This window comes from Nitratireductor aquibiodomus NL21 = JCM 21793 (assembly GCF_000615975.1).
GTDB classification, from domain to species: Bacteria; Pseudomonadota; Alphaproteobacteria; order Rhizobiales; family Rhizobiaceae; genus Nitratireductor; species Nitratireductor aquibiodomus.
Window position 1 is genome coordinate 1 of the sequence record NZ_BAMP01000019.1, and the last position, 12,748, is coordinate 12,748.

Annotated in this window: 9 protein-coding genes and 2 pseudogenes; 9 read left to right on the forward strand and 2 right to left on the reverse strand. The window is 61.6% G+C overall.

Annotation, left to right across the window (positions count from 1 at the left end; genetic code table 11):
* On the forward strand, positions 1–1,531 hold a 1,531-nt coding region (gene mutS / locus JCM21793_RS07445; protein ID WP_025029959.1), incomplete at its 5' end, for a DNA mismatch repair protein MutS.
* Between the two features lie 14 nt (positions 1,532–1,545).
* Here mutS and JCM21793_RS07450 read toward each other — a convergent pair.
* Positions 1,546–2,505, reverse strand: coding sequence for a small ribosomal subunit Rsm22 family protein (locus JCM21793_RS07450; protein WP_025029960.1), 960 nt, complete (start codon positions 2,503–2,505; stop codon positions 1,546–1,548).
* A 134-nt stretch (positions 2,506–2,639) separates the two neighbouring features.
* On the opposite strand from JCM21793_RS07450, the pseudogene JCM21793_RS24695 reads away from it, so the two are divergent.
* The 6 genes and pseudogenes from JCM21793_RS24695 to JCM21793_RS07480 all read left to right on the forward strand — a co-directional run bounded on the left by JCM21793_RS24695 (position 2,640) and on the right by JCM21793_RS07480 (position 10,901).
* Positions 2,640–5,437, forward strand: a pseudogene (locus tag JCM21793_RS24695) ([protein-PII] uridylyltransferase).
* Positions 5,438–5,687: 250 nt separating this feature from the next.
* Positions 5,688–7,262 carry a murein biosynthesis integral membrane protein MurJ gene (gene murJ, locus JCM21793_RS07460; protein WP_025029961.1) on the forward strand — a complete coding sequence of 525 codons (1,575 nt, stop codon included), beginning with the start codon at positions 5,688–5,690 and terminating at the stop codon, positions 7,260–7,262.
* Positions 7,263–7,316: 54 nt separating this feature from the next.
* Positions 7,317–8,510, forward strand: coding sequence for an acyltransferase family protein (locus JCM21793_RS07465; protein WP_025029962.1), 1,194 nt, complete (start codon positions 7,317–7,319; stop codon positions 8,508–8,510).
* Positions 8,511–8,582: 72 nt separating this feature from the next.
* Positions 8,583–9,649: pseudogene (trpS, locus tag JCM21793_RS24705) on the forward strand (tryptophan--tRNA ligase).
* A 92-nt stretch (positions 9,650–9,741) separates the two neighbouring features.
* Complete coding sequence (locus JCM21793_RS07475) at positions 9,742–10,233, forward strand: universal stress protein (protein WP_007008142.1); 492 nt, start codon at positions 9,742–9,744, stop codon at positions 10,231–10,233.
* A gap of 92 nt (positions 10,234–10,325) precedes the next feature.
* Positions 10,326–10,901 carry a NifU family protein gene (locus JCM21793_RS07480; RefSeq protein WP_007008143.1) on the forward strand — a complete coding sequence of 192 codons (576 nt, stop codon included), beginning with the start codon at positions 10,326–10,328 and terminating at the stop codon, positions 10,899–10,901.
* Between the two features lie 97 nt (positions 10,902–10,998).
* Here the strand turns inward: JCM21793_RS07480 and JCM21793_RS07485 are convergent, their stop codons facing one another.
* Positions 10,999–11,622: a L,D-transpeptidase gene (locus JCM21793_RS07485; protein WP_007008144.1), complete on the reverse strand. Its 624-nt coding sequence runs from the start codon at positions 11,620–11,622 to the stop codon at positions 10,999–11,001.
* A gap of 196 nt (positions 11,623–11,818) precedes the next feature.
* On the opposite strand from JCM21793_RS07485, the gene cueR reads away from it, so the two are divergent.
* Complete coding sequence (gene cueR / locus JCM21793_RS07490; RefSeq protein WP_007008145.1) at positions 11,819–12,208, forward strand: Cu(I)-responsive transcriptional regulator; 390 nt, start codon at positions 11,819–11,821, stop codon at positions 12,206–12,208.
* A 38-nt stretch (positions 12,209–12,246) separates the two neighbouring features.
* Positions 12,247–12,747, forward strand: a complete 501-nt coding sequence (locus JCM21793_RS07495) for an MmcB family DNA repair protein (RefSeq protein ID WP_025029963.1) — start codon at positions 12,247–12,249, stop codon at positions 12,745–12,747.
* Position 12,748: the final 1 nt, after the last annotated feature.

Sequence of the window (12,748 nt, forward strand, 5' to 3'; positions counted from 1 at the left end):
CTTCGAGGCGGCCCATGGCGTGGCGGAGCTGCTTCAGGGCAAGGACGCGCCTGCCGAAATCGCCGCCGCACTGTCCGGCATTGCCGGCCTGCCTCTGGATTTCGCCGCCCATCTGTCCCGCGCGCTTTCCGACGAGCTGCCGCTATTGAAACGCGATGGCGGGTTCATCCGCGCTGGCTACAATGACGAGCTCGATGAAATGCGCGCGCTGCGCGACCAGTCGCGTCGTGTTATCGCCGAGATGGAGCGGCAGCTTGCCGGAGAGACGGGCATCAAATCGCTCAAGATCCGGCACAACAACGTGCTGGGCTATTATATCGAGGTCACGGCCAACAATGCCGGCGTGATGAATGGCACGGACGAGGCGAAGGCCCGCTTCATCCACCGCCAGACCATGGCCAACGCCATGCGCTTCACCACAACGGAACTGGCCGAGCTTGAAACGAAGATCGCCAACGCCGCCGACCGCGCCCTGCAGATCGAGCTTGGTGTCTTCGATCAACTGTTGTCCGAAGCCGTGGCCGCCGCCGACCGCATTCGCGCTGCCGCGGATGCGCTAGCGGTGCTCGATGTTTCAGCCGCACTTGCCGAACTGGCGGAAGCGGAAAACTACTGCCGCCCGCAGGTGGATGAGAGTCTCGACTTTCACATCGAAGGCGGGCGGCATCCCGTGGTGGAGCAGGCGTTGCGCAGGCAACTGGCCGAGCCTTTCGTCGCCAATGACTGCGACCTCTCGCCGACGGGCAAGGGGGATGCGGGAGCGATCTGGCTTCTGACCGGCCCGAATATGGGCGGTAAATCGACCTTCCTGCGCCAGAACGCGCTGATCGCGGTGATGGCGCAGATGGGCTCCTTCGTTCCTGCATCTGTCGCCCGCATCGGCGTGGTGGATCGCCTGTTCAGCCGCGTTGGCGCATCCGACGATCTGGCGCGTGGCCGCTCGACCTTCATGGTAGAGATGGTGGAAACGGCGGCGATCCTCAATCAGGCGGGGCCGCGTGCGTTGGTGATTCTTGATGAGATCGGCCGCGGCACGGCGACCTTCGATGGCCTGTCCATCGCCTGGGCAGCGGTGGAATATCTCCATGAACAAAACCGCTGCCGCGCGCTCTTCGCCACGCATTTCCACGAGATGACCGCGCTTTCGGAAAAGCTCGGACGGCTCTCCAATGTCACCATGCGGGTAAAGGAATTCGAGGGTGACGTGGTGTTCCTGCACGAGGTGGGACGCGGCGCGGCTGATCGTTCCTACGGTGTGCAGGTGGCACGGCTCGCCGGTCTGCCGCATGCGGTGGTGGAGCGGGCGCGCGCAGTGCTCCAGCAGCTCGAAGAGGGCGAGACCTCCGGCAAGGCCTCGAAACTGATCGACGATCTGCCGCTCTTCTCGGTGGTGGCAAAGCAGGAAGCGAAAGCGTCGAAGACGCCGGATCGCCTCGGCGAGGAATTGCTGGCGCTCAATCCGGATGATCTGACTCCGCGCGAGGCGCTGGAGGCGCTTTATCGGCTGAAGCAGCTTGCGGCGGAGAAATAGGCTGCGCTACCAACCTAAAGTACATCGCCCCAGTCGGCCTTGCGGGCGGCCTTGAAGGTGCGGCCTTCGCGGCGGGTGACGAGGCGTTCGTCCAGCGCGCCGCTGCTGGTGCACAGTTTCAGGCGCACCATGCCGCTGGATGTTTTCGGCGGGGCGAGCACGCGGTCGGGGCGCTCGTCGGGCTTGTGGCGAGACACCGCCAGATAGCTGAATTTTTCATCCTCCCACGGCACCTCGCCGCCCTTGGCCGTGCGGTGCAGGCGCGAGCGGGCGACGCGGCGGGAGAAATGACACCAGTCGGGCGCTGTCACCGGGCAGGGCGCGTGGTGCGGGCAGGGGGCGAGAATGTGGCCGCCAAGGGCGATGAGCCGGTCGCGTGCGGCAAGAATGCGCTGCCATCCGGCGGGCGTTCCTGGCTCCACGATCACCAGCGTGTCGGCGGTCAGCGCCCAGAGGCGGTCGATCAGCGTTTCGCGTACCGCCGGAGCAAGTTCGTCCAGAACATAGCAGAGCGTCACGAGGTCGGCCGGCGCGATATCGGTGAGACCGTCTTCGACGCTTGCCGCATGCCACCTGGCTTCCACGGGAAGAGCTTCAGCAAGCCTCGCGCCGGTCTCGCGCATGGTAGCGCTCGTTTCGACCAGCGTTGCGGTATCGAGCTCCGGCCATTCCGCGCGAGCAGCCCAGAGCGCGGTGCCCGGGCCGGCGCCCACATCGAGCATGCGCGATGGCGCAAAATCCTCACGCCGTGCTGCGGTCTCCGAAAGACACTGGCGTATGGCGGCGTAGGTGGCGGGCAGGCGGGTTGCCAGATAGGCTTTTGCCGCCAGTGCATCGCCCACGTGGAGGCTTCCGTCACGGGTTTCGGCGCGGTAGCGCTTCGACAGGCGCCGGGCAGCATCCTGTATCTGGAAAAGCGGCGTGCCTTCCAGAAGTGCGTCGACTGCCTGGCGCAGCGGGGTGGGAAGCTCCATTTGAAACCCGGATGCTTGGTGTGCGAAACCGGTGCGACATAACGGCAGGGGGCAAAAGCTGCAACCGTAACTTTTGACAGCCGTTTCGCCGCGCGCGAAAACACGCTATACAGCGCCGCCAATTCGGAAAGCTCATGGCCAAGGTTCCACTCAAGCTCGACCAGATCATAGACGGCGCGGACCTGCGCGCCGAGCTCGCAGGTTATGCCGAAAAGTCGAGCGGCTCAGAACTGCGCACAAGCGTGATGAAAGCGCTGAAGGCGCGCATTGCGGAAGGCCGGAAAGCCGCCGAAACCATGCTGATGAACGATGGCGGCGGCACGGCCTGCGCGGCCCGCCTCTCGCATCTGATGGATGTGATTATCACTGAGGTGCAGCATTTTGCGGCAACGCACATCTACCCGACACAGAACCCGTCGTCGGCAGAACGCCTGGCGATTGTCGCCGTCGGCGGCTATGGGCGCGGCACGCTGGCGCCCGGATCCGACATCGATCTCCTTTTTCTCTTGCCCTACAAGCAGACGCCCTGGGGCGAGCAGATCGTGGAATATGTGCTCTACATGCTGTGGGACATGGGCTGAAGGTCGGCCATGCCACCCGCAACATCGACGAGTGTATCCGCCAGGCGCGCACCGACATGACGATCCGCACTGCCGTTCTGGAAGCGCGCTTCATCTGCGGCGAAAAACCTCTTTACGAAGAGATGGTCGAGCGTTTCGACGAGGAAGTGGTCAAGGATACGGGGGCCGAATACAGCCAGGCCAAGCTTGCCGAGCGCGACCTGCGTCATGCCAAGGCGGGCGAGAGCCGTTATCTGGTCGAGCCCAATGTGAAGGACGGCAAGGGTGGCCTGCGCGATCTGCACACGCTGTTCTGGATCGGCAAATATTTTTACCGCGTGCGCCGCGCGGAAGACCTGGTGGGGCAGGGGGTCTTTACCCGCAAGGAATATCTCCAGTTTCGCAAGGCGGAAGATTTTCTCTGGGCGGTGCGCTGCCACATGCACTTTCTCACCGGAAAGGCGGAAGAGCGGCTGCATTTCGATATTCAGCGCGATATCGCAGAGCGGCTTGGCTATACGAGCCATCCTGGCCTGTCGGCGGTCGAGCGCTTCATGAAGCACTACTTCCTCACCGCCAAGGGCGTGGGCGACCTGACACGCATCTTCTGTGCAGCGCTTGAGGAAGAACAGGGCAAGCACGTGCCCGGCTTCAACCGCTTTTTCATGAATTTCTCGCGCCGCCGCAGAAAACTTGCAGGCACCAGCGATTTCATCGTCGACAATCACCGCATCAACGTGGCGGACGAAGGTGTGTTCGAGCGCGACCGGGTGAACCTGTTGCGGCTGTTCTGGTTCGCCGATCGGCACGGTCTCGAATATCACCCCGAGGCGCTGAAGCTGCTCACCCGTTCGCTCAAGCTGATCGACCGAAATCTGCGCCGTGATAAAGAGGCCAACCGCCTCTTTATGGATGTGCTGACGTCCGACCGCGATCCTGCGCTCAACATGCGCCGCATGAACGAGGCCGGCGTTCTGGGCAAGCTCATCCCCGATTTCAACAAGATCGTGGCGATGATGCAGTTCAACATGTACCACCACTATACGGTCGACGAGCATCTCATCCGCTGCATCGGCGTCCTGTCCGAGATCGAACATGGCGACGGCGAGAAGCTGCATCCGCTTTCCCATTCGCTGATGCCGTCTCTAAAGCCGTGGCGCGAAGTGCTCTACACCACGGTTCTTCTGCATGACATCGCCAAGGGGCGGCCGGAAGACCACGAGACGGCGGGTGCGCGGATCGCCCGCAGGCTGTGTCCGCATATGGGGTTCGATCCCAAGGAAACGGAGATGATCGCCTGGCTGGTCGAGCATCATCTCGACATGTCCATGGTTGCCCAGACGCGTGATCTGAACGACCGCAAGACGACCCAGGACTTCGCCGACATGGTGCAGTCCGTGGAGCGGCTAAAGCTGCTTCTGGTGCTGACCGTCTGCGACATTCGCGGCGTCGGGCCCGGCGTGTGGAATGGCTGGAAGGGCCAGCTTCTGCGCACGCTCTATTATGAGACCGAAGTGCTTCTGACCGGTGGCTTCTCCGAAGCGCCGCGCTCCACCCGTGCGGACGAGGCGCGCCAGCGGCTGGCAGGCGCGCTGGAAGAGCACGGCTGGCCCGAAAAGGACATCGAGGACTATCTCGATCTGCACTACTCGGCCTATCTGCTGGCCGTCGATCTGGATGACCAGATACGCCATGCGGATTTCATCCGCGATGCCGACAGGCAGGAACGGCCTCTTGCAACGATGGTGAAGCCGCACACATTCGAGGCGGTGACCGAGATCACGGTGTTCGCGCCGGACCACCCGCGCCTCCTGTCGATCATCGCCGGTGCCTGCTCGGCAGCCGGCGCGAACATTGTCGACGCGCAGATTTTCACCACCACCCATGGTCGCGCGCTGGATACGATCCTGATCAACCGCGAGTTCGATTTCGATGCCGATGAGCGCCGACGGGCCGAAAGCGTGCGCAGGCTCATCGAGGATGTCCTCTCGGGCAAATCCTATCTGCCCGACATGATCGAGAAGCGCGCAAAACCGCGCCGCGGCACCCGCGCCTTCCGCGTCGAGCCGCGCGTTGAGATCGGCAACACGCTGTCGAACCGTTTTTCCGTTGTCGAGGTGAGGGGGCTCGATCGTCCGGGGCTGCTTTCGGAAGTAACCGAAACGCTGTCCGACCTCTCGCTCGACATTGCCTCGGCACACATCACGACGTTTGGCGAGAAAGTGATCGACACATTCTACGTGACCGATCTCACCGGCCAGAAGATCGTCAGCACCGACAGACTGGATGCGATCCGCAAGGCGCTTTTGAAAACGCTGGAAAGCGGCGTGGAGCGATCGGTGAGAGGCAAATCGCGGACGGCTGCCGAATGAGCATGGTGGCGGGGGAGGAAGCCTTGCAGGGCGGCGGCGGGAGCAGCGTTCCGGCGTGGACCCCCGGGACAAGCCCGAGGATGACGACGGGGTTGGTTGGCCGATCACTCGTATATGCAGCGACGCAGGCACTACTGAAGAAGCTCGTCATCCTCGGGCTTGACCCGAGGATCCATGCCAGCGCATCTCAGCATTGCAATTCTTTGGATTGCAGCCCCCATCCCGCACCCATTTTCAGGTCTTCGCTCCCATGAGTCTCATCGGAAAATTCGCCAGTGTCGGCAGCGCGACCATGGCAAGCCGCATCCTCGGCTTTGCGCGCGAAGCGCTGATTGCGGCCGCCATTGGCGTTGGCCCGGTTACGGACGCCTTCTATGCTGCGTTCCGCTTTCCCAACCTCTTCCGCCGGCTCTTCGCCGAAGGGGCGTTCAACACTGCCTTCATTCCGCTTTTCGCCAAGGAGATGGAGGGCGGTGGTGTTGAGGCCGCCCGGCGCTTTGGCGAGGATGTGCTGGCCGTTCTGATGATGGTGCTTCTGGCGCTTTCGGCCGCCGCCATGCTCGCAATGCCGTTTCTGGTCTCAACCATCATCGCACCGGGCTTTGCCGCTTCGCCGGAGAAGTTCGACCTGACGGTGATCATGACGCGGATCATGTTCCCCTATCTGTTCTGCATGTCGCTGGTCGCCATGTTCTCCGGCATTCTGAATGCGATGCGCCACTATTTCCTGGCGGCATTGGTGCCGACGCTTCTCAATGTGATTTTGATCGGGGTTCTGCTCGTCGCGCTTTTCTGGCAGTTCGACCCGCGCCAGACGGGCATCTGGCTTGCCTGGGGCGTGTTCGCCTCGGGTCTGGCACAGCTGTTCTTTCTGATACAGGGTGCGCGTCACGCGGGCTACTCCATGCGGGTGCGGCGTCCGCGCCTCACGCCTGGTGTAAAACGCCTGCTTGTGCTCATGGCGCCGGCGCTTCTGACCGGCGGCATCATGCAGATCAACCTGCTGGTCGGGCAGATCATCGCCTCCACTCAGGGCAACGCCATCGGCCTCCTGAACTTCGCCGACCGCATCAACCAGCTGCCGCTTGGCGTCATCGGCATTGCCGTGGGCGTGGTGCTTCTGCCGGAGCTTTCCCGCGCCCTGAAGGCTGGCGATCACGCCGACGCGCAGCACCTGCAGAACCGCTCCATGGAGTTCGCGCTGGGGCTCACACTGCCGGCCGCCGTAGGGCTCATGGTCATGCCGGCGCCGATCGTCGCTCTTCTGTATGAGCGTGGTCAGTTTACCGCGCTCGATACGGCTATGACGGCAGCGGCGCTCGCCGCCTTCGCCAGCGGTTTGCCGGCCTATGTGCTGACGAAAGTGTTCCAGCCGGCGTTCTTCGCGCGCGAAGACATGAGAACGCCGATGTGGTTCTCGCTGGTCACGGTTGTTGTGAACATTGCAGCTAGCCTGCTCTTCTTCCCCGTCTACGGCCATGTGGCGATCGCCGCGGCAACCTCGCTTTCAGCCTGGGTGAATGTGCTTCTTCTGGCGGTCACCCTTTGGCGGCGCGGCGATTTCCGACCTTCGTCGCTAACCCTGCGGCGCATCGCTTTCATGCTGCTCGCCAGCGCAGTGATGGGCGTGGTCGTCTGGGGAATGCTGACAGGTCTACCGCAGTTTGTCGGGCACGACCTTCTGATCGTACGCATTCTCACCGTTGTCGCCATCGTCGTGCTCGCGGCGATTGCCTATTTCGGCGTGGCGCTTGCAACCGGTGGGATCGACCGGAAGGAGCTTGCCCGTGCCCGGCGACGGGACCGCAAGAACGTCTCCCATTAACGGAATGCGAAGGCGGTGCATCTAGCATTGCCTTCATCATTCCGGGGGAGAGGCATGCAGCAACGGCTCTACTATATCGATTTTCTGCGTGTCTCCGCGTTCATGCTGCTGATCGCCTATCACGCTTCGGTCGCCTTCTTCCCGGACATGAAATGGCTGATCGAGGCGCCGGAGGGCAGCGCCACCTTGTCGCTGATCATGAAACACCCACGCGCCTGGCGGCTTGCCCTGCTTTTCTTCGTGTCAGGCATGGGCACCTGGTTCGTCTATCGACGGTGCGACGATCTCAGCTTTCTGACCGGCCGGTTCATGCGCCTCTTCCCGCCGCTGATCTTCGCCATGTGCGTCATCATCGTGCCGCAGGTCTGGTATGAACGCATGTATGAGGAGGGTTATCAGGGCTCCTTGCTCACCTTCTGGCTCACGCGCTATTTCACCGAAGGCAAATATCCCGACGGGAATTTCACCTGGGCGCATATGTGGTTCGTTGCCTATCTGCTGGTGATGACCATCGTCTGCTATCCGGTTTTCCGGCTGATCGATCAGCCCTTCATGAAGCCGGTGACCGACTGGTTTCAACGGGTGGCAGGCTCCGGATCGGTCTACCTGCTCTTCCTACTGCCGCTCGTGCTCAATCTTGTGCTGTCGCCCGTTTTCCCGCGCCAGACCAATGCGCTCTACAATGACGGCGCCTGGTTTGCGGTATGGGCGAGCTGGTTCGGGCTTGGCTTTCTTTTCGCCAGATACCATCAAGCGCTGATTGGGAATGTCGTGGGTTTACGCTGGCAAAGCGCCGGGTTGGCAGCAGCGCTGACGGCGGCGCTCTACCTCTTCTCATGGACCGGAGCCGGCGGTGCTTTCATCGGCGACTATGAAACCATGACGCCGCTCTTCAAGACGCTCCTGATGGCGCTGGCATGGACGATGATCCTGGCGCTGTGCGGGTTTACGGCGAAGCATCTGAACGCACCGAGTGTTACTGTCTCATGGCTCAACCGCAAGGTCTTTCCACTTTACATCGTGCATCAGACCGTGGTTCTGGCCGCGCTCTATTATGTTCTGCCGCTCGGACTTGGCGTCTGGACCGAATATGCGTTGGTTCTGACTGCGACGTTTGCCGGCTCGTTCCTGTTCGCCATCGCGGTTGAGTGGCTGCCCGGCCGGAGCGGCATTCTGGCGGGGCTCGCACCGCGCGGTCGGCCCTTGCCCGCCGGCGGAGCGGAAACGCAATCGGTGCGTGGGGCTTGATTGCCGGTTTCGCGTCGTTCATAAGCCATGGCGCGCGGTTTTCGCGCTTCAAAAGGCATTCAGGAACGATCCATGAGCGAATTCAGGGAGCTCGTCTTCTCCGGCGTTCAGCCGACGGGCAATCTTCACCTCGGCAATTATCTGGGCGCGCTGCAGAAGTTTGTCGCGCTGCAGGACAGCCATGAGTGCATCTATTGTGTCGTCGATCTGCACTCGCTGACCGCGACCATGGCGCATGACGATCTGGCCGACCAGACGCGTTCGATCACCGCCGCCTTCCTGGCGAGCGGCATCGACCCGAAGAAGAACATCGTCTTCAACCAGAGTCAGGTGCTGCAGCACGCAGAACTCGCATGGATATTCAACTGCGTCGCGCGCATCGGCTGGATGAACCGCATGACGCAGTTCAAGGACAAGGCCGGCAAGGACCGTGAGAACGCGTCCCTCGGTCTGCTCGCCTATCCGAGCCTGATGGCGGCTGACATTCTCGTCTACCGCGCCACCCACGTTCCGGTAGGGGACGATCAGAAGCAGCACCTCGAGCTGACGCGCGACATTGCGCAGAAATTCAACAATGACTTCTCCGGGCGCATTGCCGAGCTTGGCTATGGCGTGGAGATGGAGGTGGGCGAAGAAAAGGTGAACGGCTTCTTCCCGCTCACCGAACCGCTCATCGAAGGCGCGATCACCCGTGTGATGAGCTGCGTGACGGCTCCAAGAAGATGTCCAAATCGGACCCGTCCGACCTGTCGCGCATCAATCTTACGGACGACGCCGACGCCATCGCCAAAAAGATCAAGAAGGCAAAGACCGATCCCGAGGCTCTGCCTTCAGAAGTGGACGGCCTGGCCGAGCGGCCCGAGGCGCAGAACCTTGTTGGCATCTATGCCGCGCTTTCCGGTGCCACCAAGGCGGATGTGCTTGCGGAGTTCGGTGGGCGGCAATTCTCCGAGTTCAAGCCGGCGCTGGCGGAGCTTGCGGTCGAGAAACTCTCGCCGATCGCCGGCGAGATGCGCCGCATTCTTGCGGATCCGGCTTATATTGACGGTGTTCTGCGTGAAGGCGCCGGCCGGGCGCGCGAGAAGGCGGAAGCGACCATGAAGATGGTGCGCGAGATCATCGGGCTCATCGACGGGTGAGCCCTTTGAACACCCCGTCTTGCCGAAAGCCGTTCGCGATGGCAGATTGCGCGGAAATGGCGGGTCACTCGCCGGCGAAACAGGACGTGTGAATGGTCTCCAAGCGACTGATCCGCGAGGCGGGACACCGCCGCAAGTTCCTTGCCATCATTGATGACACGCCCGAATGCGAGCGGGCCGTTGCCTACGCGGCGCGGCGCGCCCAGTCGACAAATGGCGTTCTGGTGCTTCTTTTCGTGATCGAACCCGGCGACTTCCAGCACTGGCTGGGGGTCGAGCAGATCATGCGTGAGGAAGCGACGGCAACGGCCAATGCAGCACTCGACACGCATGCCACCAAGGTGCGCGAGACAATCGGCATCGAGCCGGAACTCGTGGTGCGCGAAGGCAAGTCCGCCGACGAGATTCACAAGCTGATCGAAGAGGACCAGGACATCGCCATCCTCGTTCTGGCAGCGGGCAGTTCCAAGGAAGGGCCGGGGCCGCTGGTCTCGTCCATTGCCGGTAAGACGGCCGCTTTTCCCATCCCCGTCACCGTCGTGCCGCAGAATCTGAGCGACGAGGAAATCGAAAGCCTGGCATAGGGGCGCGACGCTCCCCATATGTGCGCTTGAACACCGGAGCGATTCCACCTATTTTAGAATCATTCCAAGAAACGCCAGATCGGAAAACCACCATGTTCATTCAGACTGAAGCGACCCCCAATCCCGCGACGCTGAAATTCCTGCCTGGCCGGGTGGTTCTGGAAGAAGGAACGGCCGATTTCCGCGAGGCGGAGTCGGCGGCAGAGACATCGCCGCTGGCCGAGCGGCTGTTTTCGGTCTCCGGCGTGACTGGAGTCTTCTTCGGTTATGACTTCATTACCGTCACCAAAGAGGACGGTCCGGACTGGCAGCATCTGAAGCCGGCCATTCTTGGCACCATCATGGAGCACTTCATGTCGGGCCAGCCGGTCATGGCCAAGGCAGGGCTCGGCGGCCTTCCGGTTTCCGACGAAGGCGAGTTCTACGACGAGGCGGATGAGGAAATTGTTTCGACCATCAAGGAGCTGCTCGATACGCGTGTACGCCCGGCGGTTGCCCAGGATGGCGGCGACATCACTTTTCGCGGCTACGAGAAGGGCACCGTCTTTCTGCATATGAAAGGTGCCTGCGCGGGCTGCCCGTCTTCCACGGCCACGTTGAAGCACGGCATCCAGAACCTGCTCCATCATTTCGTTCCGGAAGTTCGGGAAGTCGAACAGGTGCTCTGATCGCTCCCGCGTCAGGATCAAGACAAGAAAAAACCGGGCTCCAGAGCCCGGTTTTTTTCAGGGTCGGATCGACTGACCCCGGTCGCTGAGACGGTTTCTACCGCTTAACGATTACTTTAGCACCAACTTCGGTACGGTTGTAAAGGTCAATGATGTCCTGATTCATCAATCTGATGCATCCCGACGACATTGCCTTGCCGATGGAGCGCCATTCCGGCGTGCCGTGCAGGCGATAGCCGGTGTCGCCACCGCGGTTGAACAGATAGAGCGCGCGTGCGCCGAGCGGATTGGACAGGCCGGGCGGCATGCCGCGGCGCCATTTCGCCAGCTCCGGCTGACGGCCGATCATCGCAGACGGCGGCGTCCAGGTCGGCCACTCGCGCTTCATGGCGATGCGCGCCGTGCCCGCCCATTCAAAGCCCTCACGACCAACGCCGATGCCATAGCGCATGGCTTTGCCGCCATCCATCACGAGGTAGAGAAACTTGGCATTGGTGTCGACAATGATGGTGCCAGGCTTTTCCTTGGTTTCGTAGGAAACAATCTGACGGTGATACTGGCGGGGAACTTCATTGATCGGAATGCGGGGAAGCTGGTAGCCAGCGTCTTTCACCGTGCCGTAGTCGGACGTGAAAACCTTGAAAGGACCGCCCGTCGTACAGCCGGCAAGTGCCGTTGCAAGCCCCAGTGCCGCAGCGACGGCGATGGATTTGAATTTCATGTGTTCCCCCAGCCCGGATACCTTAATTATGCCTGAAGCGCGTCGTAATCTGATCATCATTGTTAAATTCTTGGTTAACAAATTGCCAAGGCTTAGGCCGCGCTGACGTAGCGGAAGCCCCTTATTGACTCACATTATTGCAAACAGGCAACACAATCCCCAGTTTCTGCATTGATGAAAGCGCAGGAGTCGCATCATGAATGTTGGACAGGCCGCCCGCCGTTCGGGATTACCGGCTAAGACGATTCGCTATTATGAGGAAATTGGCTTGATAGCACCGCAGCGTGCGGGCAACGGCTATCGCGCCTACAGCGATCAGGACCTCCATTTTCTGACATTTCTGAAGCGCGCGCGGGGGCTTGGCTTCTCCATCGACGAATGCCGGCAACTCATGGCTCTCTATCGGGATAAAGAGCGGGCAAGCCAGGACGTGCGCGATATAGCCGTGTCCCATGTGGCGGCAATCGACGACAAGATCGCTGAACTGCAATCCATGCGCGCAGTTCTCAACAAGCTGATCCTTGCCTGCCGGGGCGATGAACGTCCGGATTGCCCAATCCTCAATGACATCGCCGGAGCACGGTAAGGCTTCAAACGGGGCTATGAGGATGGCATAATTCCGCAATGCCGATCATCTCTCCGATTCCCGTCAACCCTCTGGCCGATGGGCGCCAGTCGGATCGCGCCATGGTCATCCGACGCGGCGTGCAACGCCTGCTGATGAGCATGGGGGCCGTTGTGTTGCCGGAGTTGACGCTTGCCACCGGTCGTCGCGCCGATCTCGTGGCGCTGACGCGGAAAGGCGATATCTGGATCATCGAGATCAAGTCGTCGGTTGAGGATTTTCGAGTGGATCGGAAATGGCCGGATTACCGCCAGCACTCCGATCGCTTCTTCTTTGCGACCCACCCGGAAGTGCCGGCAGAGATTTTCCCCGAGGAGTGCGGTTTTATCCTGTCTGACGGCTATGGGGCCGAGATCCTCCGCGAGCCCGACGAACACCGGCTCGCCGCCGCCACACGCAAGGCGATGATGCTGCGCTTTGCGCGGGCGGGTGCGGCGCGCGTCACCGCTGCGGAGCTTGCCGGTATCGAGGTCCCGCTTGCCGAAGGCGAGGTGGGCTGAA

Excerpts from the sequence above, each read along its gene's own strand:
- JCM21793_RS07450 (WP_025029960.1), bottom strand. The coding sequence starts at position 2,505 with ATGGAGCTTCCCACCCCGCTGCGCCAGGCAGTCGACGCACTTCTGGAA.
- murJ (WP_025029961.1), top strand. The coding sequence starts at position 5,688 with ATGAGTCTCATCGGAAAATTCGCCAGTGTCGGCAGCGCGACCATGGCA.
- JCM21793_RS07465 (WP_025029962.1), top strand. The coding sequence starts at position 7,317 with ATGCAGCAACGGCTCTACTATATCGATTTTCTGCGTGTCTCCGCGTTC.
- JCM21793_RS07475 (WP_007008142.1), top strand. The coding sequence starts at position 9,742 with ATGGTCTCCAAGCGACTGATCCGCGAGGCGGGACACCGCCGCAAGTTC.
- JCM21793_RS07480 (WP_007008143.1), top strand. The coding sequence starts at position 10,326 with ATGTTCATTCAGACTGAAGCGACCCCCAATCCCGCGACGCTGAAATTC.
- JCM21793_RS07485 (WP_007008144.1), bottom strand. The coding sequence starts at position 11,622 with ATGAAATTCAAATCCATCGCCGTCGCTGCGGCACTGGGGCTTGCAACG.
- cueR (WP_007008145.1), top strand. The coding sequence starts at position 11,819 with ATGAATGTTGGACAGGCCGCCCGCCGTTCGGGATTACCGGCTAAGACG.
- JCM21793_RS07495 (WP_025029963.1), top strand. The coding sequence starts at position 12,247 with ATGCCGATCATCTCTCCGATTCCCGTCAACCCTCTGGCCGATGGGCGC.